A 27,000-nucleotide genomic window follows, 5' to 3' on the forward strand; every position below is an offset into this window, starting at 1 on the left:
GGCCGGCGCGTGTCGCTACTGCGCGCGACGGCGTGGCCACGCGTCGATCCCCATGCGAATGGCGGTCGCCGCGAGGAACACGGCGAAGAGGATGTTCGCGAGCGATGGCGAGATGGCCGCAGCGCTCAACCCTCCGAGGGTCGTGGTCAGGCAGGCCGACCCACCGACGGCGAGGCCAGCACCCACGTCGACGTTCTTGCGGCGGAGGTTGCTGATCGTGCCGGAGATCGCCGTCGGAATCATCATGAGCAGCGAGCTGCCCTTCGCCAGCAGGTCACTGGACCCGAACAGCACGACCAGCATCGGGACGACGACAACGCCGCCGCCGATGCCGAGCAACCCGGAGAGCACACCCGTGCAGAGACCGAGGACGACGAGCAGCACTCCCCCGAGGACGTCGATATGAACGGCGGCGTCCCTCGAGGGCACGACCAGGAAGAGGGAGATGATGACGACGACGATGAAGGCGATGAACGACCACTGCAGGGTGCGCTTCGAGACCTTCTGCAGGAGCCAGGACCCGATCGGCGCCCCGACGATCGCACCCGCCGCCAGCAGCAGGGCGAGGAGCAGATCGACGTGGCCGCCGATCGCGTACGTCACGACACCGACGATCGCCGACGGCAGGATCGCGAGAAGCGAGGTGCCCGCTGCCAGGCGTGGGTCGAGTCGCACCAGGTAGATGAGGGCCGGCACGATGAGGATGCCCCCACCGACGCCGAAGAGACCGGAGAGGAAGCCCGCCAGCAAGCCGGTGACGACGAGCCACGCCCATCCCCCCGGGGACCTGCGGGTGGTCACGCCGGTCAGCTCTGTGCTTCCGGAGCCGAGTCCGCGGATTCCGCGTCGTCGGCGCCGATGTCGAGCTTCACGACGGGGGCGTCGTTCCACAGGCGCTCGAGCCCGTAGAACATGCGCTCCTCCTCGTGGAAGACGTGCACGACGATGTCGTTGAAGTCGAGGAGCACCCAACGGCCCTCGCGGCGACCCTCACGGCGCAGCGTGCGCTGCCCGATGTCGCGCATCGCGTCTTCGATCTCGTCGGCGATGGACAGCACCATGCGCTCGTTTCGGCCGGAGACGAGCAGGAAGATATCCGTGAGCGGCATGTTGTTCGAGACGTCCAGGGCGACGATGTCGAAGCCGAGTCTCTTGTCGGCAGCCTTCGCTGCGACGTGTGCCAGTTCGATTGCTCGCGTACTCGCGGTCATTCGGTCCCTTTCATAGAGAGCCCTTGAGAGCTCATCGTGGTGTCCGAGAGGCGATGCGCTCGCCAGCTGATCAGAACCAACCCTGAACGATACCCAGGATCACGGCGACAACGCCAGCCACAGCGACGGCGATCCCGCTGACGACGGCCCAGATCGAGAGGCGGATGCCGTGTCCGCGACGAGGCGCGAGCGGCATTCCCGGCTCGCGGACCGCGCGACTGGCAGCGACCGGCGTGTGCTCTTCGACGACTCTGGTCTGCTGCGGCTCGTCGCCGTCGTCGTCCCGGTCGATCTCGGGCGAGTCGAGGCCGCTGGTGAGCGTGCCGAAGTTGGAGAGCTCGCGGGAGACCTGCATCTTGCCCGTCACCATGAGGTCACCGGCGCCGCTGAGGGCACCCGTGATGTCTGGCGAGCTCATCTCAGGCATGACGATCATGCCTGTCGGAGTCTCGTCCGTGGAGTGGCTCGCCATCACGAGGCGACGGAAGTAGTCGCCGCTCGTGCCGTCTTCCTGGGCTTCCTGCTCGACGGCTGCCGGGCTGCGGTTGAACGAGTCGCCGGGCAGCTCCGCGGGCTCCGCCGTATCAGCGGTCTCGGGGGGCCGCTCAGGCGAGAGCCCGTCGATCTGCAGAGGAGCCTCGAGGGCGACACCGGATGCGGGAGGGGGCGCTGAGGGCTGCCCTGGAGCGTCAGCGCTCGTGGCATCAGCGCTCGACACGTCAGCGCTCGGAACTCCCGCGTCGACCGAGACGGTCGGCGTGCGGTTCGGCAGCGGCGTCTCCTCGCCCTTCTCGCGGCGCCGTTCGAGCTCTCGCAGCTCGCGGCGGGTCAGTGGGGCGTCACTCATATCGCATCAATCTCTTCAGCCGTGTACAGCCGGTGCTTCGCCATGTACTGCACGACACCGTCCGGGACCAGGTACCAGACCGGTTTCTCCTCGTAGGCGCGCTCCCTGATATCGGTCGAGGAGATCGCCAGCGCGGGAATCTGGAGTACGGCGACCTTGTCTGCCGGGATCCCGTCGGTTCGCAGCTCGTGACCGGGTCGAGAGACGGCGACGAACTGCGCGAGCTCGAAGAGCTCGAGCGAGTTCTTCCAGCCGAGGATCTGCGTGATGGCATCGGCTCCCGTGATGAAGTAGAGGTCCGCATCAGGACGGAGGCGCTGCACGTCGCGGAGCGTGTCGATCGTGTACGTGGGACCGTCGCGGTCGACGTCCACTCGACTGACCTTGAAGCGCGGGTTCGAGGCCGTCGCGATGACCGTCATGAGGTAGCGGTGCTCGACGGGCGTCACGTGCGACTTGTGCGAGGGCTTTCCCGTCGGCACGAAGAGCACCTCATCCAGCTCGAAGTGCGCCGCCGCCTCGCTCGCCGCCACGAGGTGCCCGTGGTGGATGGGGTCGAAGGTGCCACCCATGATGCCGACACGACGGCGCGCGGCTGCAGGGGAGGTCTCGACGGTATGAGGCATGGGGGCGGCGCGGCTCTTCGCGCTAGTGCTTCGAGTGGACCGAACCGGCTTCGATGACACCAGCGTGGTTGAACGGCTCGTACGGCACGACCTTCGAGTCGACCGGGTGGCTGTGCCACGTGTTCCGGAACGCGTACGTCACGGCGATGAGGACCACGAAGGTGACGAGCGTGACGACGCCGAACATGATCGGGGGCATCGCCAGCTCGTTGACGACGTGGTGCCCCTCTTCAGCTAGCACAGCGTTGGCAAGCACGGCAGGAATCAGCTCGATCATGCCGTCCATCCTACCCATGTTCGAAGGGTCACTCGTCGACCTTCCATACGCCGCCCTCACGCTCACGCTCGAGCTCGGCGCGGGCCGCAGCCTTGCCGTCCATCCGCTCGTAGTAGCCCTCGCGACGCTCGCGTGTCGTCGTGCGAGCGTTCTCCTCGAGGCGACTGTCCGTGCCACGGGGCGAGACGGTCAGCTCGGCCGCGCTCGTGAGCGTGGGCTCCCAGTCGAAGACGATGCCCTGCGAGCCAGGTCCGATGATCACCGCGGACCCGGCGACGGCCCCCGCCTTGAAGAGGGCATCCTCGACGCCGATCTTGTTGAGACGGTCGGCGAGGTAGCCGATCGCCTCATCGTTGGCGAAGTCGGTCTGCGCGACCCAGCGCTGCGGCTTCTCGCCCAGGATGCGGTAGGTGTTGCCGTGCGTTCCACCCTCGACGCGGATCTCGAAGTCCTTCTCGTCGACGGGGCGCGGGCGGAGCACGATGCGCGGCTTGATGGCCAGCTCGGCCAGCTTCGCCTCGCGGTCGCGTTCGATGAGCTCACCGAGCGCGAAGGAGAGCTCCTTCAGCCCTTCGTGGCTGACCGTGGAGATCTCGAAGACACGGTAGCCGCGCTCCTCGAGCTCGGGACGGACGAAGTCCGCGAGTTCGCGGCCGTCCGGCAGGTCGATCTTGTTCAGCGCGATGAGCTGGGGGCGCTCGAGCAGGGGCGTCTGCCCCTCGGGCACCGGGTAGCTGCGCAGCTCCTCGAGGATGACATCGAGGTCGCTGATCGGGTCGCGACCCGGATCGAGCGTTCCGCAGTCGAGCACGTGCAAGAGCGCAGAGCACCGCTCGACGTGCCTCAGGAAGTCGAGGCCAAGGCCCTTGCCCTCGCTCGCGCCCTCGATGAGCCCGGGGACGTCGGCGACCGTGTAGCGGTACTGGGCCGCCTGCACGACGCCGAGGTTGGGGTGGAGGGTCGTGAAGGGGTAGTCGGCGATCTTCGGCTTGGCGGCCGACATGGCCGCGATCAGGCTCGACTTGCCGGCCGACGGGTAGCCGACGAAGGCCACATCAGCGACGATCTTGAGCTCGAGCTGCACCTGCAGCTCCTCGCCGGGCGTGCCCAGCAACGCGAAGCCGGGAGCCTTGCGCTTGGTGTTCGCGAGCGATGCATTCCCCAGGCCGCCCTGGCCGCCCTCGGCCGCGACGTAGCGCATGCCGGGCTCCGAGAGATCGGCGAGCTCGACCCCGTCCGCGTCACGGACAACCGTGCCGACGGGAACGGGGAGGTCGAGCGGCTGACCCGTGTAGCCGTTCCGCCAGTCGCCCATGCCGAAGCCGCCCTTGTCGCTCGAGCGGTGGGGCTTGTGGTGGTACGACAGCAGCGTCGTCTCCTGCGGGTCGGCGAAGAACGTGATGCTGCCGCCGTTGCCACCGTCACCGCCATCGGGGCCGGCGAGTGGCTTGAACTTCTCGCGCTTGACGGAGACGCAGCCGTTGCCACCCTCTCCAGCGCGCAGATACAGCGTCACCTGGTCGACGAAGGTGGCCATGAAGAGCTCCTGTAGAACGATTGGTCCTGAAAATACGGATGAGGGGCGGACCGTGGCCCGCCCCTCATCCTGACACCGCCCTGATATTCAGGGACTGTGCTTGCTGCTATTCGCCAGCGACGATGTTGACCACCTTGCGGCGGCCCTTCGCACCGAACTCGACGATGCCTGCCGAGAGGGCGAACAGCGTGTCGTCGCCACCGCGGCCCACGAGGGCGCCGGGGTGGAAGTGCGTGCCGCGCTGACGGACGAGGATCTCGCCCGCGCTGACGGTCTGGCCCGCGAAGCGCTTCACGCCGAGGCGCTGAGCGTTCGAGTCACGGCCGTTGCGAGTCGAGCTCGCTCCCTTTTTGTGTGCCATTGAAGTCTGCTCCTCGACTTACTTGATGTCGGTGATCTTGATGCGCGTGAGCTCCTGACGGTGGCCCTGACGCTTCTTGTAACCGGTCTTGTTCTTGTACTTCTGGATGACGATCTTCGGGCCACGGAGGTCGTTCAGGACCTCGGCAGTCACCGTGACCTTAGCGAGCTTCTCTGCGTCACTCGTGATGGTCTCACCGTCGACGAGCAGCACAGCCGGAAGCGTGACGTTGCCCTTCTTGTCGGCAACAACACGGTTCGTGGTGAGCACAGTGCCCACCTCTACCTTCTCCTGCCGTCCACCGGCGCGCACAACTGCGAATACCACTTCAGTACCTTTTCTCCGAGCCCGACAAGGTCGGACGCTGTGTGTTCAAACTCTGGAAGCCCTGCTCGCTGCGGCGAGCTGACTCTGCCCTGCTACCGGGCGAGGGAATGCCAGCACGAATGCAAACGTGCAACAGCGAACCACTTTACCCGGCAGGGTCGGTACGCGCAAGCGCACCCACCCGGTGGGCGCTCTCGCGCCCGGCCGCCCTGCTCTGGCCGCCTATTCGGCGGAGAGCGGAGGCGTCGTGATGCGGCGGCGGCGCGGACGCCCCGAAGCACCCTTCGGCGGCTCAGCCGTGACCGGCTGGACTGCCTCCGGTGCCGACGTCACCGACGCGTCCTGAGACTCCTCAGGGGCGGCGGGTGTCGTCACCTCGACCGCGGCTGGGGCCCCGGTCGTTTCGCTCGCTGCTGGCTGCTGCTGCTCACCCTCGGGGGCGACCAGTGCATCCAGCAGCGAGTCGAGTTCGCGCAGCGCTGCCGGGTCGGCCTCGCGCGTGGTCTGGGCCGGCTCGGCGCTCTTGGCCGAGTCGAAGTCGAAGAGGTTCTCGCTGGCGCGAGCCTTGCGGTCGTCGGTGTCAGACTGCTGTGCCTCGTTGCGGTCGACAGGCGCCGCGTCGCCAGACGCCGCTTCCGGCGACTGCTCCTGCGTCGACGCGGGTGCCTGGGCGTCCGTCTTGGCACGCCTGCGCCCACGACGCGAGCGACGAGACTCACTCGGCTGGGCGGCCTGCTCGTCACCCCGCACCTCGGCGGCCGGCGCCTGGGCACCTGGCTGCGACTGCGCATCTGCGGCCTGCTCCTCGCCCTGCTCGCCCGGCTTCTGACCGTTGATGGTGGATGCGGCGATCTTGGAGAGGGCCCCGCGGAGCTCGTCCGTGATGCCGTGCGTGGACGTCGACGGCGCCGCCGGAGCTGCGACCGCCCGAGCGCCCTGCTGCTCGCGCTGCTGTCCGCCTCCGCGGCCCTTGCGGCCGTTCTTGCTGTTGGCGGCGCTGTCGGGCGCTCCACCGCGGTGCTTGAGCACTGGGTCGTGGAACACGATGACACCGCGACCAGCGCAGGACTCGCACGGCTCGCTGAACGTCTCGAGCAGGCCGAGGCCCAGCTTCTTGCGAGTCATCTGCACCAGACCGAGGCTCGTGACCTCGGCGACCTGGTGCTTCGTGCGGTCGCGGCTGAGGCACTCGATGAGGCGACGCATGACGAGGTCACGGTTCGATTCGAGCACCATGTCGATGAAGTCGACGACGATGATGCCGCCGATGTCACGGAGACGCAGCTGACGCACCACCTCTTCGGCGGCCTCGAGGTTGTTCTTCGTGACCGTCTCCTCGAGGTTGCCGCCGGACCCGACGAACTTCCCCGTGTTGACGTCGACGACCGTCATGGCCTCGGTGCGGTCGATGACCAGCGATCCACCGGAGGGCAGCCAGACCTTGCGGTCCAGGGCCTTCTCGATGTGCTCGGTGGCGCGGTACTCGGCGAAGACGTCGCCGCCCTGGAATGCCTCGACGCGATCGACGAGGTCAGGGGCAACCTGGCGCAGGTAGGTCGTGATGGTCTCGAGCTCATCGCTGCCCTGGATCACGATCTTCTGGAAGTCCTCGTTGAAGACATCGCGGATGATCTTGATGAGCAGGTCGGGCTCCGAGTGCAGGAGCGCAGGAGCTGGGCCTGCCTCGATGCGGGAGGAGATGTCGGCCCACTGTGCCGTGAGTCGGTTGACGTCGCGCTCGAGCTGGTCCTGAGTCGCCCCCTCGGCGGCGGTGCGCACGATGACGCCGACGCCTGCCGGCAGGGTCTCCTTCAGGATCTTCTTGAGGCGAGCGCGCTCCGTGTCCGGCAGCTTGCGTGAGATGCCGTTCATCGAGTTGCCGGGGACGTAGACGAGGTAGCGGCCGGGAAGCGAGACCTGGCTCGTGAGGCGCGCGCCCTTGTGGCCGATCGGGTCCTTGGTGACCTGGACGAGCACGCGGTCGCCTGGCTTGAGGGCGTTCTCGATGCGACGCGACTTGCCGCCGACCTCCGCGGCGGCCCAGTCGACCTCTCCGGAGTAGAGGACGGCGTTGCGCCCGCGACCGATGTCGATGAAGGCGGCTTCCATGCTCGGCAGCACGTTCTGGACGCGGCCGAGGTAGACGTTCCCGATGAGGGACGACTCCTGCGAGCGGGCGACGTAGTGCTCGACGAGGACCTTGTCCTCGAGCACGCCGATCTGCACGCGGTCGTCCTTGGCACGGACGAGCATGACGCGGTCGACGGACTCGCGCCGGGCGAGGAACTCGGACTCGGTGACGACTTGGCGACGGCGACCGCTCTCGCGGCCCTCGCGACGCCGCTGGCGCTTTGCCTCGAGACGCGTCGAGCCCTTGATCTTCTGCGGTTCCGTGATGAGCACCGGCTCTTCGGCCTGCTGCTCCTCGCGCGGCTGACGGCGACGGGTAGTCGACTGCGAGCGCTCGGCGGATGCCTGCCGGCGGTCGTCACGTGAGGACTCGCGTGAGCGGTCTCCCCGGTCCGAGCGGTCTCCACGGTCTCCCCGGTCCGAGCGGTCGCTCGACTCCTGGCGGTCGTAGCGGTCGGCGCGGTCGCTGCGCTCCGGACGCTCGTACGGCTCGTCGTCCTGTCGTCGCGTCCGGCTGCGGTCCTCGCGCGGTGCGCGCTCCAGGACCGGTGGCAGGTCGGGCTGCAGGAAGAACAGCGTCGTCGACGAGATGACGGCGGGGATGGGCGAAGTCGTGTCTTCCCCGGACCCCTGTTCCTCGGTCTGCTCTTCCACCGCCTGGGCGGACTCCTGGCGGAGGTCTGCGTCGAGCTGCTCCTGGCCGCTCGCCGACTCCGTGTTGCTGTTCTGGTCTGATTCGTTTGTGGTCACCATTTCTGGTGTGCTCCTACTCCGGCGTGGCGCAAAGCGTGCGCCCACCCCTCCGGGCGATGAGGATGCCACGCATCCTCACCGAAAATGGTCTCCGCCCGTTCGGCGGAAATGTTGTTCGTGCTGTGCCGCGGTTGCGGCGATACTGCCTCCGGCGCGTGCGACGGAGCGTTGCTCTGCTCGTGGCGCGTGCCTGAAAAACTTCGGGTGCCGTGGGACTCTGCCCGGTCGACGATCCCAGTATCGCACGGCCGACGCTTCCGGGCCCTGATTCGGCTGTGGGCCGATCGTCAGGGAAGCGCACGCCTGTGGTGGGCGATGCCGAGGATGCGCTCGGCGGCCGCGCAGTATCCGGCGAGGAATGCGCTGGCCACGAGCCCCACCGCGTCTTCCGTCGGGAGGAAACGCGGGTGGTGCAGCGTCGGGGCGTACGCACCGTCTGGACCGGGAAGCCCAGCCGTCTCGACGCCGGCGAAGCACATGATCGACGGCACCTCGTCGCAGTAGTACGAGAAGTCATCGCCGCCGAGCGAGCGCATGGGCTCGGCACCGTCGACGCCGAGCCGCGCGAGCCAGTCGTCGGCGTCGGAGGCCAGGTGGGAGTCGTTGATGAGCACCGGCATGTTCTGGTGCATGTGGACGACAGCCTCGGTCCCGTAGGCCTCCGCCGTGCGCACCGCGAGATGCTGCACCGCTGCGAAGAGCAGCTCACGGTCTTTCGGGGCGGTGGTGCGCATGGACGCGAGCAGCCGCGCGCTCGAGGGCAGCACGTTCGCGGCGCCCTCCCCCGCGCTCAGCGTGCCGACGCTAATCACGGCCGGGTTCATCGGGGAGATGGTGCGACGGACGACCTCCGGGAGGCCGAGGGCGATCTGGGCGATCGCCGCGACGGGATCAGCTGCCTGGTGCGGGTACGCACCGTGGCCGCCGCGCCCCTGGAGTGAGATCTCGATCTCGTCAGCGGCCGCGTTGATGTAGCCGCCGCCGATCGCGATGGCACCTCGCGGGACGCCCGGGTGCACGTGTGCGCCGATGACGTGCTCGACCTGGAACCGCTCGAGCCCACCCTCCTCGACGATCTGATGCGCCCCAGACGGATAGGTCTCCTCCCGCGGCTGGAGGATCGGCACAAGACCGACGGGCAGCTCCAGGTGGTCGGCGGCACGGATGAACGCGACCAACGCCGCCTGATGGACGTCGTGGCCGCACGCGTGCATCGCCCCGTTGGCCGAGGCGAAGGGAACGCCGGTGAGCTCGGTCAGGGGCAGCGCATCCAGTTCCGCGCGGACTCCCACCGCACCCCCCGCGCTCGGGCCGAGCCGCCCGATGCGCCCCGAGTCGGCGATGCGATGCATCGCGACCCGGTCGCCGAGCTCGCTCTCGAGACGGGCGGCGGTCTCGTTCTCGTCGCCCGAGAGCCTGGGGTTCGCGTGCAGCTCCTGGCGGAGGCGCACGGCGGCCGGCAGCTCGTCGCGCAGCGCGACGCGCCATGCCGCGGCCAGCTCGTCGAGCCGCTCACTGTGCGCCGTCGCTGACGGCCCTCGCCCAGCCTTCATCCGTGTCTCGCCCCCGAAATCACTCGTCTCGGACCTGCCGGTCCGCGTACTGCGAAGCCTACGACTCCGTCGCCCTGCAGCCCGAGTCGGTCAGGCTGCGAACCAGATGCCGAGCTCGCGCCCTGCCGACTCGACGGAGTCGGACCCGTGGACGATGTTCAGCAGCACGCCGGCATCCCAGTCGCGTCCGAGGTCGCCGCGAATCGTGCCGGGTGCGGCCGTCGTGGGGTCGGTGGTGCCCGCCAGCGAGCGGAAGCCCTCGATGACACGGTGGCCCGCGACGCGGATCGCGACCGTCGGTCCCGACTGCATGAACTCGAGGAGCCCCTCGTAGAACGGCTTGCCCTCGTGCTCGGCGTAGTGCGCGGCCAGGATTGCGCGGTCGGCGTGCACGAGGCGGATGTCGACGAGCGAGTAGCCCTTCGTCTCGATGCGGCGGAGCACTTCGCCCGTGAGGCCGCGCTGGACGCCGTCCGGCTTGACGAGCACAAGCGTCTCTTCGATGGTTGCCATGATTCCTCCATTGGTCGTGGTGGTCTGCCCGTGAGGGCCAGGTCGGTGGATGTGAGCCTGCGTCAGCTGCTCGGTGTGTCGGTCTGGTCGATGGGCTGCCCGTCGATGCCGATCTCTCCCGCCGCGAGGCGACGGTTGTACTCGGCGATGATCGGGGCACGCTGCCGGTCGATCTGGCCGCCCTTCCACATGAAGTACGTCCAGGAGGCGAGGAACAGCGCCCCGACGACGAACATACCGGGGTGGAGGAAGCCGGCGGCGACGAGCAGCACCTGCACCGCCCATCCGAGCCAGATCCCCCACTCGTGGCGGAGGAACCTGATGGTCACGAGGATGAGCGCGCCGAAGGCAGCCCCGAGCACAAACGCGGGGACGGGGTCGAGCACCCGCATCCCGAAGATGAGGAGTGTGCCCAGGAAGACGACGAAGAGCTCGAAGCCCAGGAAGATGGAGCCGATGACCTCGCGGATGCTGCGCTGGCGAGGGAGGCGGGTTCGGTTCCGCGGACTCACGACTCCTGCGCCCAGCCTTCGTCGCGCGACAGGGTCAGCGCCGTGCCGATGAGCGTGACGGAGCCTGTGATCAGGACCGCCGCGTTCTTGCCCTCGTCCGCGCCATCTGCGAGGAGGTCGAGAGCGACCTCGCGGGCGCGCTCGATGGCATCCTCGGCACGCTCGAGAACCTCGGGTTCGCTGCCCGTGACGTCGCGCACAATGTCGCCGAGCGCTTCGGCGTCGATGGCACGCACCGAGTCGGACTGCGTGACCACGAAGCGCTCGGCGATGGGCTGCAGTGCTCGGATGATGCCGGCGGCGTCCTTGTCCTCGAGCACGCCGAGGACCACGACGACCCGCGAGAAGTCGAACGACTCCGTCACGGCGCGCGCAAGCGCCTCCGCGCCGTGGGGATTGTGGGCGGCGTCGATGAGCATGGGGGGCGTGACACCGATGCGCTCGAGTCGGCCTGGGGACGTCACCTCGCCGAACGCAGCTTCCACGAGCTCGTCGTTCAGGCTCCGGTTCGCGCCGAAGAAGGCTTCGACGGCTGCGAGAGCGACCGCCGCGTTGTGGGCCTGGTACTCCCCATCGAGCGGCAGGAGGAGGTCTTCGTACTTGCCCGCGATGCCGCGCACGGTGATGAGCCGACCGCCGACCGCGAGCTGGTTGTCCGTGACCGCGAAGTCGGTGGGCTCGGCGAAGACCTGGGCCTCGGAGATGCCCGCGGCCCGCTCGATCTCGGCGAGCACCTCGGGCTGCTGCTCGGCCGTGACGACGCGAGCGGCGGGCTTGATGATGCCGGCCTTCGTGCGCGCGATCTCGTCGAGGGTTCGGCCGAGCCGCTGCGTGTGGTCCAGCGCGATGGGCGTGAACACGGCCACCTCGCCGTCGGCGACGTTCGTGGAGTCCCACTCGCCACCCATCCCGACCTCGACGACCGCCACGTCGACGGGCGCGTCCGCGAAGCATGCGTAGGCCAGCACGGTGAGTGCCTCGAAGAACGTGAGGCGCGGCTGGCCGGCGGCCTCGAGCTCCGCATCCACGATCGAGAGGAACGGCGTGATGTCCTCCCAGTTCGCGACGAGTCGCTCGTCGCTGATGGGGCTCCCGTCGACGGCGATGCGCTCGTTGAGGCGCTCGAGGTGTGGGCTCGTCAGGAGGCCGGTGCGCAGGCCGTGGGCGCGCAGCACCGTCTCGATGATGCGGGCCGTCGAGCTCTTGCCGTTGGTGCCCGTGAGGTGGATGACGGGGTAGGCCGTGTGCACGTCGCCGAGCAGCTCGACCGCGCGCCGCGTGGCGTGGAGGCGCGGCTCCGGAGCCGCCTCCCCCACGCGCTCCATGAGTTCGTCGAAGACCCGCTCGCCCTCGCTGGCCCAGTCGGTTCCTTCGAGAAGGAGGCGCTCGTCTTCCTCGCGCTCGGTCAGGACCTCGTCCTCGTCGTCGGAGACCGCTGGCATGAACGTCTCGGCGATGTCCTCGGGCCGGAGCTCCAGGTCGCCGGAGTTCACGGCTTCCTCGTTCCCCTCAGCGTGGTCGTCCCAGTCGCCGGAATCCTGCTGGTCGCGTTCGCTCACGCCACTACCTCCACGTCGATCTCCAGTGCACCATACGTGTCGGCGCTCGCCTCGGCGTCTGCGGGGACAGCGAGTCCGCCGGTCACCTGGAACTCGACGGCGAGCGTCTCGCCGGCGATGAGCTCCCGGTGCGCTTCGATGGCTGCGACCGACGCGTCGTCGGCACGCAGGGTGAGGCGGATGCGGTCGGAGACCTCGAGTCCGGCCTCCTTGCGCGCGTCCTGAACGGCACGCACGACGTCGCGGGCGAGGCCCTCGGCGGCGAGCTCGGGGCTCACGTTCGTGTCGAGCACGAGGATCCCACCGCTTGGCAGCAGGGTGATGGCGCGGTCTTCGCTCTCACCGGCGGTGACGAGCTTGACCTCGTACTCACCGGCCTCGAGCTGCAGGCCGCCTGCCGTGACGACGCCGTCGACCTCGCTCCAGTCGCCGGACTTCGACGCCTTGATCGCGAGCTGCACCTGCTTGCCGAGGCGCGGACCAGCGGCCCGCGCGTTGACCTGCAGGACGCGGTCGATGCCGTACTTGGCCTCCGACTCGTCGACGAGCTGCTCGAACTCGACGGACTTCACGTTGAGCTCGTCGCGCAGGATGCCCGCGAACGGCTCGAGAGCGTCCGTGTTCGCTGCGACGACGGTGAGGCTCGCGAGCGGCAGGCGCACGCGTCGCCCGGCCTGCTTGCGCAGCGACAGGGCGGAGCTGGTGACGCGGCGTACCGCGTCCATCGAGTCGACGAGCGTCTGGTCGCTGGGGAAGACGGAGGCGTCCGGCCAGTCGGTGAGGTGCACGCTGCGGCCGCCCGTGAGCCCGCGCCAGACCGTCTCGGAGATGAGCGGCGTCAGCGGGGCGGCGACGCGGGTGAGCGTCTCGAGCACCGTGTAGAGCGTGTCGAACGCCTCGGTGCTCGTGGCGTCGTCGGTCACGCCGCGCCAGAAGCGGTCGCGGGAGCGGCGCACGTACCAGTTGGTGAGCACGTCGCCGAAGTCGCGCAGGCGCGAGGCGGCGGTCGTCGAGTCGAGCGCCTCGAGGTCGGCCTGCACCTCGGAGACGAGCACGCCGAGCTTCGCGAGGATGTACTGGTCGAGCACGTCGCTCGAGTCGGTGCGGAACCTCGCGTCGTAGGCCGAGGTCGAGCCGACCGCAGTGTTGGCGTAGGTCGTGAAGAAGTAGTACGTCGACCACAGGGGCAGCAGGAACTGGCGGACGCCCTCGCGGATGGTCTCCTCGGTCACGATGAGGTTGCCGCCGCGCAGCACGGGGCTGGCCATGAGGAACCATCGCATGGCGTCGGAGCCGTCGCGGTCGAACACCTCCTGCACGTCCGGGTAGTTGCGGAGGCTCTTCGACATCTTGCGGCCGTCGTTGCCGAGGACGATGCCGTGGCTCACGACGCGCTTGAAGGCGGGGCGGTGGAAGAGCGCCGTCGACAGCACGTGCATGACGTAGAACCAGCCGCGCGTCTGCCCGATGTACTCGACGATGAAGTCGGCGGGCGAGTGCGAGTCGAACCAGTCGCGGTTCTCGAACGGGTAGTGCACCTGCGCGTAGGGCATGGAGCCCGAGTCGAACCACACGTCGAGCACGTCGGGGATGCGCCGCATGGTGGATGCGCCCGTCGGGTCGTCCGGGTTGGGCCTCGTGAGCTCGTCGATGAATGGGCGGTGCAGGTCGGTGGGGCGCACGCCGAAGTCGCGCTCGATGTCGTCGAGCGAGCCGTAGACATCCACTCGCGGATAGTTTGGGTCGTCGCTCTTCCACACGGGGATGGGGCTGCCCCAGTAGCGGTTGCGGCTGATCGACCAGTCGCGGGCTCCCTCGAGCCACTTGCCGAACTGGCCGTCCTTGACGTTGTCCGGCACCCAGTCGATCTGCTGGTTCAACTCGACGAGCTCGTCGCGGAACTGCGTGACGCGAACGAACCAGCTCGAGACGGCCTTGTAGATGAGGGGCTTGCGGCAGCGCCAGCAGTGCGGGTACGAGTGCTCGTAGCTGGCCTGCTTGAAGAGCCGGCCGTCCGCTTTGAGGAGCTGCGTGAGCGGCTTGTTGGCTTCGAAGACCTGCAGGCCAGCGACGGGCTCGACGGCGGCGAGGAACTTGCCGCCCTCGTCGACGGAGAGGATCGTCGGGATGCCCGCGGCGTCGCTGAGCACCTTGTCGTCTTCACCGTAGGCGGGCGCCTGGTGCACGATGCCGGTGCCGTCGCTGGTCGTGACGTAGTCGCCGAGCAGGAACTGCCAGGCGTTCTGGGTGCCGTACGTCTCGGTGTCGGCGTAGAAGTCCCAGAGGCGCTGGTAGCGGACGCCGGCGAGCTCGGCGCCCGTGAGGGTGCGAGCGGTCGCGGCTGTCGCGTCTTCTGCGGCCTCGTAGCCGAGCTCCTTGGCGTGCGCTGCGACGCGCGCGGTGGCGAGCAGGAACGAGCCCTCGCCCGACGCGGTGCCGTCGGCCGCGCCGAGCGGTCCTGCGGGCACGACGGCGTAGTCGATCTCGGGGCCGACGGCCAGGGCCAGGTTGGTGGGCAGCGTCCACGGGGTCGTCGTCCACGCGAGTGCCTTGACGCCGGCGAGGCCAAGCGCATCCGCCTGCTCGCCTTCGAGGGGGAAGGTGACCGTGACCGTCTGGTCCTGACGCATCTGGTAGACGTCGTCGTCCATGCGCAGCTCGTGGTTGGAGAGGGGCGTCTCGTCGTTCCAGCAGTACGGGAGCACGCGGAAGCCCTCGTAGGCGAGGCCGTCGTCGTAGAGCTTCTTGAACGCCCACAGCACCGACTCCATGTAGGAGATGTCGAGCGTCTTGTAGTCGTTCTCGAAGTCGACCCAGCGGGCCTGGCGGGTCACGTACTCCTGCCACTCGCGCGTGTACTTGAGCACCGATTCGCGGGCGGCGTCGTTGAAGGTGTCGATGCCCATGGCCTCGATCTCGGCCTTCGACTGGATGCCGAGCTGGCGCATGGCCTCGAGCTCGGCGGGCAGTCCGTGCGTGTCCCAGCCGAAGCGGCGGTGCACCTGGCGGCCGCGCATCGTGAAGTAGCGGGGGAAGACGTCCTTGGCGTAGCCGGTGAGGAGGTGCCCGTAGTGCGGGAGGCCGTTGGCGAAGGGTGGGCCGTCGTAGAAGACCCATTCTTCAGCGCCCTCGCGCTGGTCGATGGACGCCTGGAAGGTGCCGTCTTCGCGCCAGAAGTCGAGGACGCGCTCTTCGAGGCGCGGGAACGACGGGGAGGCGGCGACGCTGTCCCGGGTCGAGCCGGCGGGGGTCGAGCCGGCGGGGTCGGCGGCTGGGCCGAACGAGGCCTTCGGGTAGCTCATGCGGTGGAACTCCTGGCAGTAAGTGGATGTGCTTGGTCTGCTTCAGGGACGCCGTGCGGCGCGGTACCACCCCGATTGCGGGCTCCCCCGGGCTGCTTCCCGTGCAGGGAAGGCATCCGCTGGAACTCGCCACTCGTTCCGAGCTGTGACGGGCTCACCCGCCCGGTTCTACTTGGCGTTCGCTCCTCGAGGGGTGCGCTCGCTGTTCTTCCGGGGACTCCCCGCTGATGGGCGGATCAAAGTCGTACTGGCAACATCGTACGCGCCCTGCTGTCGCGAGTGAAACGGCTGGCGTTGTTCTCGGGGCGGTCGGTCGTGCGCCAGCCCGTTCATGGACAGGCTGTGTACTCTCGCTTCGCCGATGCTCGCCTCGCAGCGGGCACCTCGAAACGAACGGAACGACGCATGCTCACGACCCGCCTTCCCAAGCTCGCAGCGATCTGCGCCTTCGCCGCGATCGCGTTCACCGGATGCTCGGCGGCCGGCAGCGGAGGGGCCGCGACTCCGTCCCCGACGGCGGCCGCGTCCGCGGAGAGCACAACGGCCGAGGGTGGGGGCACGTGCGCTGACGTGCAGGCGGAGATCGACTCGATCCGGACGAGCGTCGAGAGCATCTCAACGCAGGTGCCGGGCGACATCCCGGGTGCCGTCGCGACGCTCTCGACGATCGGTACGAGCCTCACGACGCTGCAGGAGAGTGTCACCGACCCTGATCTCAAGACGCATGTGGACACGCTGGTCACTGAGGTGACGGAGCTGCAGGCGACGGCCGGGGAGCTGGCGAACGGCGAGGGCGGTTTCGCGGCCGCCGCGAGCATCCTGACCCAGCTCGGCGAGGTCGAGTCGGCGCTGTCGTCGCTGACCGCGTACTGCGAGCTGCAGACGAGTTAGGCGCTCCGAGCAGCCGTTCGGCCAGATTCAACACCTCGACTTGACTTCTCGGTACCGCTTGCGGGTGAGGAGTCGGTACTGCCAGCCGGGGCGAAGGACTCGCCATCGGTTGCCGCGGTCCCTCACGAGTTCGAGTTCTTCGCTGTGGGCCATGTGGTGGTGCAGACTGCAAAGGAGGACGCCGTCGTCGGTGTTGGTGAGGCCGCCGTCGACCCACCTGCTGGTGTGGTGCGCTTCGCACATGCCGACGGGTTTCCAGCAGCCAGGCGTGATGCACCCCTGGTCTCGGACGGCGAGAGCGCGGCGTTGCCCGCGGCTGTACAGCCGCTGTCGGCGTCCCAGTTTCAGGATCTCCCCGTTGCTGCCGACGATCGCTGTCTGCACGAACCCATCGCAGATGGTCTTCGCGACGAGGCTTGGAGGCACTGCAGTGCCGGTGCGCTCAAGGTGCGGCACATCGGCAGGCCGGGTCGGTTCGCCGCTCGCGCCGGCCCGGGTGGTGACGATCACAACAGTGGGTGCTTCCCCGCCCGCGCGAGGCGCGTGAGCGGACTCCGCGTAGCGAGCGAAGACCTCCCCGAGAGCGTCGACGCGCTGCTGCGGCAGAGTCCGCCGGTCCGTGATTCGCTCGTCCGGATGTGCGAGGTCAACCTCGGCCGCGTCCAGGCCGCCAGCTTGCCCATCGTCAGCGGCCAGACCACCCGCGCTCAGCCCTTCAAGCTCGCCGCGATCATCGCCCGCGGTCGTCTCTCCGAACCCTGGGGTGCGGGTCGGCTCGCATTCAACCGCGCGGCGGGGCGAAGTGAGGGTCTCGAGCGTCTTCACGAGCAGCTCGCCCTGCTCGGGAGTTGCGACGAAGCGACCCCGCACCGTCCCGTCCGCGGCCTGCCGAACCCACAGACCGCGATTGCGCGCGATCGCCTCCGCGCGCGGTTCCGCCCCGTCCGGATCGAGGAACGCAACCCACGCGGACGCCTGCACGCGCAGTTCCTCCGGCGTCGCCGGCACCGCGGCTTCCAGGTCGGCGCCCTCAGCATCGATGCCATCCGAGTCGGCGCTGACCGGAGTCACGCCTTGCGCCGACGCAACAAGCTCCGTCTCCGCAACGTCGACGTGCGCTGGTTCAGCGCGAACTGCGGCGGCCTTCAACCCCTTCACGATCATGAACGCCTGTGCAACGGAAACGCGCGCCGCGGCCAGCGCTCCGGCAACCGCTGGACGTGAGGGCAGCAGCGGCTCTCCAGTGAGCGACCGGCCCGAGCGGGTCGCTTCGGCGAGCTCTACGAGCATTCGCGCGTCTCGCCTCTCCACGCCAAGCAGATGCTGCAGCAGCTCTGCGAGCGACGAGAACCCGGCCGCTCGCGCGAGCGCGTCCGGCACCGACGACTCCTCGTCACGTCGCAGCGCTTCCCCGGCGACCTCCACGAGCGCCGCATCCAAAGCGCGCCGACGCCCTGCGAGCTCGCTGATCACAACCGGGATCTCCGCCGCGAGCAAGCCCGCGACTTGGCCGGGTGACGCGACCAGCGCATCCACCACCGCCGACTCGGCCATCCCCCGCGATCGCGACTCGGCCGTCTCCGTCAACGGCTCCGCACTCGCACGGCGCGACGCAGAAGTGCACTCTGCACCGAGACTCTGGACTTCAAAGACCATGATGACCTCCCCCCGGGATCACCACCAGCCTACCTCTTCGCACGAAGCAGATCAATGCTGAGATCAGGCATTTTCTACATTCTTAGAATGTAGAGACTACAGACGAGGCGTGTACGACATGCGAAGCCGGCCCACGCCCTTAGCCACCGTAGCCGCGCAGGATCGGCGCCGTCGCCTCGTCGACGAGCTCGGCCAGGCTGCCTCGGGCTGGGCCAGCCTCGACCCAGCGGTCGCCCGCGGCGACCACCGCTGCGACGATCGCGCCCGCGCAGACGGCCCGCTGCAGCTCGTCGAGGGCGGGTTCGGTGCGCGACAGGTACCGCCGGAGTGCCGCCTGCTGGACGAGCGCGCGCTTGGAGCCGGTGGCCGCGAGGTCCTCACCCGTTCCGGTCATCTCACGGAGAGACGCCGCCCACGGGATGTGCTCAGGACTGACCGTCGCGGCGATGGCGAGGAGCACCCGGCGCAACTCGGCCAGCCCGCCACCTGAACCACTGACGCCAGCGTCGGCAAGGTCTGCGGCAGCCGCATCCAGGAGCGAGGGGATGCCGGCCAGCAGCGGGTCGAGGCCGACCCACAGCACGTCGGCCTTGGCGGTGAAGTAGTTGAAGAAGGAGCTTCGCGCGACCCCCGCTCGGCGGGCGATGTCGCTCGCGCTCGTCTGCTCGTACCCCTGCTCCAGGAACAGCTCGAGGGCGGCCTCTTCCAGGGTCTCGCGACTCGACGCCGAGGGCCGACCTCGACGCGCGGCCCGCTCCTCGTGATCCGTCATGTCCGACTCATTTCTGCATGGTGTCCATAAACACGGTTACACTCTGCGAGTGTCAGAATCAGTCACCCGCCGTTCCGCGAAGCCCGCCGCGCTCCTCGCCTTGTCCGCAGCCCTCATCGTGCCACTTGCCGCCTGTTCGAGCGACACCGGCGCCGCAGGCGAGTCTAAAATCCTTCGATACGCCTCGGGCGACGCCGAACCGACCTGCCTCGACCCGCACGTCGGCGGGAACTGGCCCCAGGCGATCCTCGCGAACCAGTTCCTCGAGTCGCTCTTCTCGAAGGACGAGGCCGGTGAGATCGTGCCGTGGCTCGCGACCGGCGCCGAGCCCTCCGACGACCAGCTGAGCTGGACGGTATCCCTCAAGGAAGGCGTGACCTTCACCGACGGCACGCCGTTCGATGCGGACGCGGTCGTCGCCAACGTCGAGCACATCAAGAACCCGGACACCGCATCGTCGACGGCGATCCTCGCCCTCGGCAAGGTCTCCGAGGCGGTCGCCGTCGACGAGCACACGGTGCGCTTCGACCTCAGCGAACCGGACAGCGCCCTCGTCGAATCGCTCGCGCAGACCTGGCTCGCCATCGAGTCCCCGGCCGGCCTCGAGCGCGGCACCGACGCGAACTGCCTCGCCCCCATCGGCACGGGAGCGTTCAAGGTCGAGTCGTGGGAGAAGCAGTCGCAGGTCGTGCTGATCCGCAATCAGAACCACACAACGGCACCGGAGGACGGCGTCTCGACCGAAGACCAGCCAGGAGCGGCCGTCGACACGATCGAGTGGAAGTTCATCCCCGATGCGGCCACGCGCCTCGCCGCCCTGCAGTCCGGCCAGGCAGACATCATCGACTCCGTGCAGCCGGATGCGCTCTCGCAGTTCCAGGCGAACGGCACCGAGGAGACGCTCATCGGAGCGCGCCCGGGCGTGACCGCTCGCATCGAGCTGAACACGACCCGTGCGCCTTTCGACGACCCCAAGGTGCGTGAGGCGTTCGCGGCCTCAGCCGACATCGACGCCGCCGTCGAGTCGCTCTACTTCGGTACGCTCGAGCGCTCGACGTCGGTGCTCTCGAGCGCCACGCCGTTCGCCACCTCCCATCCCGACGCGTTCGGGTTCGACGCCGCTCGCGCATCCACCCTCCTCGACGAGGCAGGCTGGACGGCACGCGACGCCGACGGCGTGCGCACCAAGGACGGCAAGCGCCTTGAGGTGGCGTTCCCCGTCTCCACGAACCAGTCGATCCCCGCCGAGATCTCGGTGCTCGAGCAGATCAAGGCGACAAGCGCCGAGGTGGGCTTCGACGTCCAGCTCGAGCTGCTCGACCTGTCGACCTGGTACGAGCGCAGCGGCACGTGGGAGTTCGACGCCATCGTCGCGCCGTACTCGAAGAACTCGGCCGACGTGCTCCGCATCGTCTATTCGACCGACAGCATCAGCCCCGCCCCGAGCGGGTATCACGCCAACAACACTGGGCTCTCGCTGCCCGAACTCGACGAAGCCCTCGAGGCCGCCGTCAAGACAACCGACGACGCCGAGCGCGAGCGCCTGTACGGCGAGGCCCAGCAGCTCATCATCGACAGCGGCACCGTCATCCCGCTCTACGACCAGACCGTGCAGTTCGCCTACGGCGACAACGTGCACGGCTTCCGGCTCCAGCCGAACGTCAACGTGCCCTCACTCGTGAACGTCACCATCGAGTAGCGGGACGACAGACGAGCGCGGCACACGAGACAATCGACGAGTGACGACGGATGCGCGGTCTCGCGCGGCACGACTGGTGCCGCTGATTCCGCGCATCCTCCTCCGTCTCGGCGGCGTCCTCTTCGTGCTGTGGGCGGTCATCACCGTCACGTTCTTCGCCGTGCGGGCCGTGCCGGGCGACCCGGTGCTCGCGATCCTCGGCGGGCCCGGCTCGAACGCCAGCGCCGAGGCGGTCGCGCAGGCGCGCGCAGACAACGGGCTCGACCAGCCGCTCTTCCTCCAGTACCTCTCGCAGCTCTGGCGCACCGCGACGGGCGACCTCGGTTTCAGCTACGCGCAGCGCGAGAGCGTCGCGGACCTCATCGGCGAGCAGCTGCCCGGCACCCTCGCCCTGGCCGGCCTCTCGCTGCTCCTCGCCTGGGTCATCGCGCTCGCGGTCGCCTGGTGGTCGACCGGCGGCGGTCGCCTCGCGTGGGGCATCGCCTCGACGCTCGAGGTCATCGCCGCCGCCGTTCCGCACTTCTGGCTGGCGGCCGTGCTCGTGCTGATCTTCGCAGGGATGCTCGGCCTTCCGGTTGCGGTCTCCGGCCCCGGGTTCTCCGGCCTCATCCTTCCGAGCATCACCCTGGCCCTTCCCCTCGCCGGCTATCTCGGGCAGGTCATGCGCGAGCAGATGCTCGATGCCCTCGAGTCGCCGTTCGTGCTCGCGGCGCGTGCGCGGGGGGAAGGGCGAAGCGGCGTCTTCTGGCGGCACGTCCTGCGCCACGCTGCGATCCCCGCCGTCGGTCTCAGCGGCTGGGCGCTCGGCTCGCTGGTCTCCGGCGCGGTGGTCGTCGAGACGATCTTCGCGCGGCCAGGGCTCGGCCGCTCACTGCTGGATGCCGTCGGCGCGCGCGACGTGCCGTACGTCATCGGCGTGCTCATCGTCGTCGCGGCCGCCTACATGCTCGTCACGGTGCTGACCGACCTGGTCGAGCCCCTCATCGATCCGCGGGCGCGTGACCGGGCCGGGTCGCGCGAGCGGGTCGGGGTGCGCGCATGAGTCTCGAGGCCGCGGCGGTCCGGGATGCGCGTGCCGGTTCAGGTGGGCGTCGCTCCGGGCGCGCCGGCTCGGGCTCTCGGCGCGGCGTGTGGCTCGCGGTCTGGCTCGGGGTCGCCGCCCTCTACGTGCTCGCCTCCGTCTTCCCCCAGCTCCTCGCGCCGGGCAACCCGCTTGCCGTGAACCCGGCCGACGCGTTCTCGCCCCCGAGCCCCGAGCATCCGTTCGGCACCGACGAGTCGGGGCGCGGCGTCTACACGCGGGTGGTGCACGGCGCGGCATCGTCGCTCACGATCGGCGCGCTCGCGACCGCGATCGGGCTCGCCCTCGGCGCCGTGTTCGGGCTCGCGGCCGGCCTCGGGCCACGGTGGCTCGACTTCGGCACGACCCGTATCGTCGAGGTGTTCTTCGCCTTCCCCGGTATCCTCCTCGCCCTCCTGCTCATCGTGCTCGCAGGCCCTGGAGTGGTGACGACGACGATCGCCGTCGGCCTCTCGACGGCGCCCGGGTACGCACGGCTCATCCGCTCCCAGGTGCTGCGGGTGCGCGCGAGCGCCTACGTCGAGGCCGACCTCGTGCTCGGCAGGTCGCGCTGGCACACGTTCGCGCGCACGCTCCTGCCGAACGTCGCGTGGCCGCTCTTCTCACTCGCGACCCTCGGGCTCGGGCAGGCGATCGTCTGGGCGGCGGCCCTCAGCTACCTGGGCCTCGGCGAGCCGCCGCCCAGCCCGGAATGGGGTTCGATGCTCTCGGCCGGCCGCCTCTACCTGCCGACCGGCAGCTGGTGGCTCACGATCTTCCCCGGCACCGCGATCGTCGGCGCCGCGGTCACGGCGACGATGCTCGGCCGCATCATGCAGCAGCGCACGAGGCAGGCGTCGTGAGCGGGCGCAGCCCCGCCGAGGGCGGCGTGCACGCCGCGGATGCTCGGGATGCGGGGCCCGTCGTCGAGGCGAGCAAGCTGCGCGTGTCGTTCGGCGACTTCGAGGCCGTCCGCGGGGTCTCGTTCGAGGTGCGGCGCGGCGAGTGCCTCGCGCTTGTCGGCGAGTCCGGCTCCGGCAAGTCGGTCACGGCGCGTTCCCTCCTGGGGCTGAGCGGTGACGGAGCGCGAGTCGACGCCGGAGTGCTGCGCCTCGACGGAGACGAGCTGCCGAAAAAGAGCTCCGACGGGGCGTGGCGCTCCATCCGCGGCGGCCGCATCGGGCTTGTCCACCAGGATGCGCTGGTCGCGCTCGACCCGCTCCGCCCGGTCTGGCGCGAGGTCGACGACGCGCTCCGGCTGCACACCGACCTCGGGCGCGCGGCGCGGCGCCAGCGCGTGCTCGAGCTTCTCGACCGCGTCGGCATCGAGGAGCCCGCGTCGATCGCGAGACGCCGCAGCGGGCAGCTCTCCGGGGGCCAGCGTCAGCGCGTGCTCATCGCCGCCGCCCTCGCCGGAGACCCGGCGCTGCTCATCGCCGATGAGCCGACGAGCTCGGTCGACCAGGCGGTGCAGGCGCAGCTCATCGGGCTCTTCAACGCGCTCAAGGCAGACGGCATGACGATGCTCTTCATCACGCACGACCTCGGCGTCGTGCAGCGCCTCGCCGACCGCGTCGCGGTCATGAGCGAAGGCCTCGTCGTCGAGACGGCACCGACCGAGCAGCTCTTCCGCGCACCCCAGCACGACATCACCAGAACGCTCCTGGCAGCGCAGCCGAAGCCAACCGGCGACTCGTCCGGCAGCGCGTCCGCGGCCTCCGCCGCCGCGACCGCTCCTCGGCTGCTCGACGTGCGCGCCGTGTCTCGGACCTTCCGCACCCTCGGGGCCGCGCCGGTGCATGCCGTGCGCGGCGCCTCGTTCTTCCTCGGCCACGGGGAGACGCTCGGCATCGTCGGCAGCTCTGGCTCAGGCAAGTCGACGCTCGCCCGCATCGCGCTCGGCCTCGAGCAGCCGGACGCGGGGTCGGTCACCTTCCTCGGCGAGGCCTGGAACCCGGCACCCGAGCGCAGCCGCAGGTCGCGTCGGCCGAGACTCGGCTACGTGCCCCAGGATGCACTGTCGAGCTTCGACCCGCGGCGCACCGTGGGCGAGATCCTCGCGGATGCGATCACCGCTGGCAGGTCGAGCTCGGTGCGCACGAACCGGGCGGCCATCGAGGCGGCGCTCGAGCAGGTCGGGCTCGACGCCTCGGTCGCGGGGCTCCGCCCGCTCCACCTCAGCGGCGGGCAGCGGCAGCGAGTGGCCATCGCGCGGGCCCTCGCCCCCGAGCCGGACGTGCTGCTGTGCGACGAACCGGTGTCGTCACTCGATGTGACGGTGCAGGCGCAGGTGCTCGCGCTCATCCAGCGGCTCGTCAACGACCTCGGCCTCGCCTGCCTCTTCATCTCGCACGACCTCGCGGTCGTGGCCCAGCTCTCCGATCGCGTCGCGGTCATGAGCGAGGGCGAGCTCGTCGAGACCGCGCCCGTCGCCGAGCTCTTCGCCGCGCCGAAGCACCCGGCCAGCCGCGCCCTCCTCGAGGCCCACAAGAGCCTCGAGGTGCGCTGAGCTCGCCGGGTGCCCGGGGAGTGGTGAGGTGCTGCGGCGACCTACTCGACCGTGAGGAAGCCGGAACCGACCGAGACGGAGAGCGTGCTCTCTGCGTCGTCTGACTGCCGGACGTTGACGTTCGCCATCCCGGACTCGCTGAGGTTCGACTCGACCTTGTACGCGCCGTCAGGGAGCGCGACGCTGCCGAAGCCCGATTCGAGCGAGATGTCAGTGCCCTTGGGCGCGGATCCGGTGAAGACGGCATTGACAGCACCCGAGTTGGCCGCCAGCACCACATCCCCCGACACCTCCGCCTCGATGTTCGTGGCGCCGGACCCGGTGCTCACCGTGAGGTTCGCGGCGGAGCCCTCGAAGTTGCTCGCGCCCGAGTTCGTCTCGATGACGAGGTCGCCGAAGTCACCCTCGAGGCTCGCGGCCCCGGAGCTGACGGTGATGTGAGCATCCAGGTCCTCCCCCGACAACGTCCTCGGCAGCGTCAAGGAGAGCTCTTCGTCGCCGAAGGGGCCGCCGCTGCGGCCACCCGCCCGCTCGACGGTGAGCTCGCCGCCCTCGGTCGTGAGCTGCCAGTCACCGGCCTGCTTGAAGCCCTTCGTCTCCACCGCGAGCTGCGCTTCGGAGACGTCGCCGAACTCGATCTCGATGCCTACAGAGTCGACGTCGACGCGCAGCGAGGACACGCCCGCAACCGACTCCGTGATGGTCGTCTCGTCGCGCATGACGTCGCGGAGGCTGTTGAAGACGGCGCTCGTCAGCGTGCCGGCGACCACCATCCCGCCCACGATGGCGACGGTGATCGTGATCCAGCCGAAGCGCTTCGTGCTGTCACCCTGGGCCTCAGGGCGCGTGTCCGGTTCGAGCATTGGCGTGGTCATCGGAGTTCTCCGTTCGGGAATCGGGCCGCGTGGCCCTGTCCATCGAGGGGTGTCTGTGGGGTCGAGCGGGGCGAGTGCCCCTGCCCGTCAAGGTGCGCGAGGACGGCCAGCACGCGCCGGTTGCCGCCGTCGCCCTGGTCGAGCTCGAGCTTCTGGAAGACCGCCGAGATGTGCTTCTCGACGCTCCCGGCGCTCACGTGGAGCGCCTCGGCGATCGCGTGATTGGAACGGCCCTCTGCCATGAGCCCGAGCACTTCGGACTCGCGCGGCGTGAGCCGCTCGAAGCGCGCATCCCTCGTCTTCCTGGCGAGCAGCTGCGCGACGACCTCCGAGTCGAGCACCGTGCCGCCAGCCGCGACGTTGTCGACGCCGGCGAGGAACTGCTCGACGTCGGCGACCCGGTCCTTCAGGAGGTAGCCGAGGCCGCCGCGCGAGCTCGAGATGAGCTCGGAGGCGTAGCGCTCCTCGACGTACTGCGAGAGCACCAGGACGGCCAGGCCCGGGTCGGTGGCGCGAAGCCGAAGCGCCGCGCGGATGCCCTCGTCGGTGAAGCCGGGCGGGAGGCGGACATCGAGGATCACAAGATCGGGGTTGGTGTCGGCGACGAGCCGATCGAGGCGTCCGTCGTCGGCCAGGATGCCGACCATCGTGTGACCGGCGTCCTCGAGCAGGCGGGCGATGCCCTCCCGCAGGAGCGCGGAGTCTTCGCAGATCAGGATCCGCATGGCACGCTCACCTCGATCGTCGTCGGTCCTTCCGGTGGGCTGGAGATCGTGATCCCGCCGCCTGCCGCCTCGATGCGGTCGGTCACGCCGTCGAGCCCGCCACCGGGGATGAGCCGCGCGCCGCCCCGTCCGTCGTCCTGGATGCGAGCCCACAGCATCGAGCCGCGCATGCGAACCTGCACCGAGATCTCCGAAGCACCCGAGTGCTTCGCCGCGTTGCCGAGCGATTCGGCGACCGCGAAGTACACGGCGGCCTCCGCATCCTTCGAGCAACGCCCAGGCAGCTGCGCGTCCAGCACAACCGGGATGTGGGAGCGCGCCGCGAGGCCTGAGAGCGCGGCATCGAGGCCACGGTCGGTGAGCACAGCCGGCTGGAAGCCGCGGGCCAGCTGGCGCAGCTCCGTCACGGCCTCCTTCGTGGAGGCGTGCGCCTCGTCGATGAGCTCCGCCGCACGGGACGGGTCGGAGTCGAGCTTCGTCTTGGCCATGCCGAGGGTCATACCGATCGAGACGAGGCGAGGCTGCACGCTGTCGTGCAGGTCGCGCTCGATGCGGTCGCGCTCCGTGGCGGCACCGCGAACGGCCACGGTGCGGCGACGACCCGCGTCGCGCACCTCCTCCTCCAGCTGCTGCTCCCGGTCGCGGGAGAGGAGGCTGATGGATGCGGCGCGCTGCACGTAGGCGAACGCGACGATGAGCGCGACGGCGACGAGCAGCATCCCGATGCCGATGAGGACCCCGACGAACGGGGTGACGGCGAAGTCCATACCCCACACGCTCAGCGTCTCTCGATTCTGCAGCGGAGAGAAGATCGCGAAGACGCCCGAGACGCCGAGCTGCAGCGAACCGAGGGTCAGCGTGCCGAGGACGGCGACGATCACGAGGTGCAGCATGGCCTTCCAGTTGGCCCCGTCCGCGAACTGGACGAGCGGGGTGAGCACGAACCGCCAGCCGTCGCGGCGACGCGAGCGGCGCATCCCGGAGTCGTCGAGCGGACGGTCGTAGAGGGCGGCGACGCGGCGACGCTCGAAGGCCGAGACGCCACGGAACGCGAAGGCGAGGCCCGCGAGAACGATGACGCCGACGCCCAGCACGAAGAGGAGTCCGACGCCGAGGCCGAGGAGGCCGAACAGGAGTGACAGCAGGAGCGGCGCGATGACGCCGCCGGCGGCGAGGTGCAGCGAGGTGAGACTCAGCTGCTTGACGTTGTTCTTCATGTCCACAACGCTATGGTCGCGCGTCACGCGGCAACACGGAGCATCCCTCACACCTCAGCGGGGGTTTTCCCCCAGAACGCGCGCGTCT

The 27,000-nt window shown here is 69.3% G+C and carries 24 protein-coding genes; 5 read left to right on the top strand and 19 right to left on the bottom strand.

The window, feature by feature from the left end; genetic code table 11:
* Positions 1-15 precede the first annotated feature (15 nt).
* The 14 genes from ACQFZP_RS12770 to ileS form a co-directional block, all read right to left on the bottom strand.
* Positions 16-801, bottom strand: coding sequence for a sulfite exporter TauE/SafE family protein (locus ACQFZP_RS12770; RefSeq protein WP_258068066.1), 786 nt, complete (start codon positions 799-801; stop codon positions 16-18).
* A 5-nt stretch (positions 802-806) separates the two neighbouring features.
* On the bottom strand, positions 807-1,211 hold the full coding sequence (gene rsfS / locus ACQFZP_RS12775) for a ribosome silencing factor (RefSeq protein ID WP_211891591.1): 405 nt from the start codon (positions 1,209-1,211) through the stop codon (positions 807-809).
* 70 nt (positions 1,212-1,281) lie between these two features.
* Complete coding sequence (locus tag ACQFZP_RS12780) at positions 1,282-2,058, bottom strand: hypothetical protein (protein ID WP_211891592.1); 777 nt, start codon at positions 2,056-2,058, stop codon at positions 1,282-1,284.
* Positions 2,055-2,684, bottom strand: a complete 630-nt coding sequence (gene nadD / locus ACQFZP_RS12785) for a nicotinate-nucleotide adenylyltransferase (protein WP_104311471.1) — start codon at positions 2,682-2,684, stop codon at positions 2,055-2,057. Before nadD ends, ACQFZP_RS12780 begins: the two co-directional genes overlap by 4 nt.
* A gap of 22 nt (positions 2,685-2,706) precedes the next feature.
* A complete protein-coding gene (locus tag ACQFZP_RS12790) occupies positions 2,707-2,961 on the bottom strand; it encodes a hypothetical protein (protein WP_146080758.1) in 255 nt (84 codons plus the stop codon).
* Positions 2,962-2,989: 28 nt separating this feature from the next.
* Positions 2,990-4,498 (bottom strand): GTPase ObgE, encoded by a 1,509-nt coding sequence (gene obgE, locus ACQFZP_RS12795; RefSeq protein WP_104253065.1) that lies wholly within the window; start codon positions 4,496-4,498, stop codon positions 2,990-2,992.
* Positions 4,499-4,604: 106 nt separating this feature from the next.
* Complete coding sequence (gene rpmA, locus ACQFZP_RS12800) at positions 4,605-4,859, bottom strand: 50S ribosomal protein L27 (RefSeq protein ID WP_068481308.1); 255 nt, start codon at positions 4,857-4,859, stop codon at positions 4,605-4,607.
* Between the two features lie 18 nt (positions 4,860-4,877).
* Positions 4,878-5,186 carry a 50S ribosomal protein L21 gene (gene rplU, locus ACQFZP_RS12805; protein ID WP_068481311.1) on the bottom strand — a complete coding sequence of 103 codons (309 nt, stop codon included), beginning with the start codon at positions 5,184-5,186 and terminating at the stop codon, positions 4,878-4,880.
* Between the two features lie 222 nt (positions 5,187-5,408).
* The gene (locus tag ACQFZP_RS12810) at positions 5,409-8,069 is read right to left on the bottom strand and encodes an Rne/Rng family ribonuclease (RefSeq protein ID WP_249312486.1); all 2,661 of its coding nucleotides are present in this window, start codon (positions 8,067-8,069) and stop codon (positions 5,409-5,411) included.
* A gap of 287 nt (positions 8,070-8,356) precedes the next feature.
* Positions 8,357-9,622: a M20 metallopeptidase family protein gene (locus ACQFZP_RS12815; protein WP_104311469.1), complete on the bottom strand. Its 1,266-nt coding sequence runs from the start codon at positions 9,620-9,622 to the stop codon at positions 8,357-8,359.
* Positions 9,623-9,712: 90 nt separating this feature from the next.
* Positions 9,713-10,135 carry a nucleoside-diphosphate kinase gene (gene ndk, locus ACQFZP_RS12820; protein ID WP_104311468.1) on the bottom strand — a complete coding sequence of 141 codons (423 nt, stop codon included), beginning with the start codon at positions 10,133-10,135 and terminating at the stop codon, positions 9,713-9,715.
* A gap of 62 nt (positions 10,136-10,197) precedes the next feature.
* On the bottom strand, positions 10,198-10,647 hold the full coding sequence (locus ACQFZP_RS12825) for a DUF4233 domain-containing protein (protein WP_179557528.1): 450 nt from the start codon (positions 10,645-10,647) through the stop codon (positions 10,198-10,200).
* A complete protein-coding gene (locus ACQFZP_RS12830) occupies positions 10,644-11,972 on the bottom strand; it encodes a bifunctional folylpolyglutamate synthase/dihydrofolate synthase (protein ID WP_249312529.1) in 1,329 nt (442 codons plus the stop codon). Before ACQFZP_RS12830 ends, ACQFZP_RS12825 begins: the two co-directional genes overlap by 4 nt.
* A 230-nt stretch (positions 11,973-12,202) precedes the next feature.
* A complete protein-coding gene (ileS, locus tag ACQFZP_RS12835; RefSeq protein WP_211891593.1) occupies positions 12,203-15,508 on the bottom strand; it encodes an isoleucine--tRNA ligase in 3,306 nt (1,101 codons plus the stop codon).
* A 405-nt stretch (positions 15,509-15,913) separates the two neighbouring features.
* On the opposite strand from ileS, the gene ACQFZP_RS12840 reads away from it, so the two are divergent.
* Positions 15,914-16,399: a hypothetical protein gene (locus tag ACQFZP_RS12840; protein ID WP_146080757.1), complete on the top strand. Its 486-nt coding sequence runs from the start codon at positions 15,914-15,916 to the stop codon at positions 16,397-16,399.
* Positions 16,400-16,426: 27 nt separating this feature from the next.
* Here ACQFZP_RS12840 and ACQFZP_RS12845 read toward each other — a convergent pair whose 3' ends face one another.
* Both ACQFZP_RS12845 and ACQFZP_RS12850 read right to left on the bottom strand, forming a co-directional pair.
* Positions 16,427-18,055, bottom strand: coding sequence for an HNH endonuclease signature motif containing protein (locus ACQFZP_RS12845; protein ID WP_211891594.1), 1,629 nt, complete (start codon positions 18,053-18,055; stop codon positions 16,427-16,429).
* Positions 18,056-18,194: 139 nt separating this feature from the next.
* Positions 18,195-18,827 (bottom strand): helix-turn-helix domain-containing protein, encoded by a 633-nt coding sequence (locus tag ACQFZP_RS12850; RefSeq protein ID WP_211891595.1) that lies wholly within the window; start codon positions 18,825-18,827, stop codon positions 18,195-18,197.
* Between the two features lie 49 nt (positions 18,828-18,876).
* On the opposite strand from ACQFZP_RS12850, the gene ACQFZP_RS12855 reads away from it, so the two are divergent.
* Genes ACQFZP_RS12855 through nikE form a run of 4 tightly spaced genes read left to right on the top strand, consistent with a single transcriptional unit; the run spans position 18,877 to position 24,095 of the window.
* Complete coding sequence (locus tag ACQFZP_RS12855; RefSeq protein WP_307852838.1) at positions 18,877-20,526, top strand: ABC transporter substrate-binding protein; 1,650 nt, start codon at positions 18,877-18,879, stop codon at positions 20,524-20,526.
* A gap of 40 nt (positions 20,527-20,566) precedes the next feature.
* Positions 20,567-21,568, top strand: a complete 1,002-nt coding sequence (locus ACQFZP_RS12860; RefSeq protein ID WP_307852839.1) for an ABC transporter permease — start codon at positions 20,567-20,569, stop codon at positions 21,566-21,568.
* Positions 21,565-22,449, top strand: coding sequence for an ABC transporter permease (locus ACQFZP_RS12865; RefSeq protein ID WP_211891597.1), 885 nt, complete (start codon positions 21,565-21,567; stop codon positions 22,447-22,449). Before ACQFZP_RS12860 ends, ACQFZP_RS12865 begins: the two co-directional genes overlap by 4 nt.
* Complete coding sequence (gene nikE / locus ACQFZP_RS12870) at positions 22,446-24,095, top strand: ABC transporter ATP-binding protein (RefSeq protein WP_307852840.1); 1,650 nt, start codon at positions 22,446-22,448, stop codon at positions 24,093-24,095. The genes ACQFZP_RS12865 and nikE overlap by 4 nt, the downstream gene beginning before the upstream one ends.
* 41 nt (positions 24,096-24,136) lie before the next feature.
* Here nikE and ACQFZP_RS12875 read toward each other — a convergent pair whose 3' ends face one another.
* Genes ACQFZP_RS12875 through ACQFZP_RS12885 form a run of 3 tightly spaced genes read right to left on the bottom strand, consistent with a single transcriptional unit; the run spans position 24,137 to position 26,912 of the window.
* Positions 24,137-24,970: a DUF4097 family beta strand repeat-containing protein gene (locus ACQFZP_RS12875; protein WP_211891598.1), complete on the bottom strand. Its 834-nt coding sequence runs from the start codon at positions 24,968-24,970 to the stop codon at positions 24,137-24,139.
* Positions 24,967-25,695: a LuxR C-terminal-related transcriptional regulator gene (locus tag ACQFZP_RS12880; protein ID WP_211891599.1), complete on the bottom strand. Its 729-nt coding sequence runs from the start codon at positions 25,693-25,695 to the stop codon at positions 24,967-24,969. The genes ACQFZP_RS12875 and ACQFZP_RS12880 overlap by 4 nt, the downstream gene beginning before the upstream one ends.
* Entirely contained in the window at positions 25,683-26,912 is a 1,230-nt protein-coding gene (locus tag ACQFZP_RS12885; protein WP_211891600.1) for a sensor histidine kinase, read from the bottom strand. The genes ACQFZP_RS12880 and ACQFZP_RS12885 overlap by 13 nt, the downstream gene beginning before the upstream one ends.
* Positions 26,913-27,000: the final 88 nt, after the last annotated feature.

This window comes from Pseudoclavibacter sp. Marseille-Q434, assembly GCF_050315415.1.
Taxonomy (GTDB): Bacteria; Actinomycetota; Actinomycetes; order Actinomycetales; family Microbacteriaceae; genus Pseudoclavibacter.

Coding starts and splice junctions, on each gene's coding strand:
- rsfS (WP_211891591.1), bottom strand. CDS start 1,211: ATGACCGCGAGTACGCGAGCAATCGAACTGGCACACGTCGCAGCGAAG.
- ACQFZP_RS12780 (WP_211891592.1), bottom strand. CDS start 2,058: ATGAGTGACGCCCCACTGACCCGCCGCGAGCTGCGAGAGCTCGAACGG.
- nadD (WP_104311471.1), bottom strand. CDS start 2,684: ATGCCTCATACCGTCGAGACCTCCCCTGCAGCCGCGCGCCGTCGTGTC.
- ACQFZP_RS12790 (WP_146080758.1), bottom strand. CDS start 2,961: ATGATCGAGCTGATTCCTGCCGTGCTTGCCAACGCTGTGCTAGCTGAA.
- obgE (WP_104253065.1), bottom strand. CDS start 4,498: ATGGCCACCTTCGTCGACCAGGTGACGCTGTATCTGCGCGCTGGAGAG.
- rpmA (WP_068481308.1), bottom strand. CDS start 4,859: ATGGCACACAAAAAGGGAGCGAGCTCGACTCGCAACGGCCGTGACTCG.
- ACQFZP_RS12810 (WP_249312486.1), bottom strand. CDS start 8,069: ATGGTGACCACAAACGAATCAGACCAGAACAGCAACACGGAGTCGGCG.
- ACQFZP_RS12815 (WP_104311469.1), bottom strand. CDS start 9,622: ATGAAGGCTGGGCGAGGGCCGTCAGCGACGGCGCACAGTGAGCGGCTC.
- ndk (WP_104311468.1), bottom strand. CDS start 10,135: ATGGCAACCATCGAAGAGACGCTTGTGCTCGTCAAGCCGGACGGCGTC.
- ACQFZP_RS12830 (WP_249312529.1), bottom strand. CDS start 11,972: ATGGAGCGCGTGGGGGAGGCGGCTCCGGAGCCGCGCCTCCACGCCACG.
- ileS (WP_211891593.1), bottom strand. CDS start 15,508: ATGAGCTACCCGAAGGCCTCGTTCGGCCCAGCCGCCGACCCCGCCGGC.
- ACQFZP_RS12840 (WP_146080757.1), top strand. CDS start 15,914: ATGCTCACGACCCGCCTTCCCAAGCTCGCAGCGATCTGCGCCTTCGCC.
- ACQFZP_RS12845 (WP_211891594.1), bottom strand. CDS start 18,055: ATGGTCTTTGAAGTCCAGAGTCTCGGTGCAGAGTGCACTTCTGCGTCG.
- ACQFZP_RS12850 (WP_211891595.1), bottom strand. CDS start 18,827: ATGACGGATCACGAGGAGCGGGCCGCGCGTCGAGGTCGGCCCTCGGCG.
- ACQFZP_RS12865 (WP_211891597.1), top strand. CDS start 21,565: ATGAGTCTCGAGGCCGCGGCGGTCCGGGATGCGCGTGCCGGTTCAGGT.
- ACQFZP_RS12875 (WP_211891598.1), bottom strand. CDS start 24,970: ATGACCACGCCAATGCTCGAACCGGACACGCGCCCTGAGGCCCAGGGT.
- ACQFZP_RS12880 (WP_211891599.1), bottom strand. CDS start 25,695: ATGCGGATCCTGATCTGCGAAGACTCCGCGCTCCTGCGGGAGGGCATC.
- ACQFZP_RS12885 (WP_211891600.1), bottom strand. CDS start 26,912: ATGAAGAACAACGTCAAGCAGCTGAGTCTCACCTCGCTGCACCTCGCC.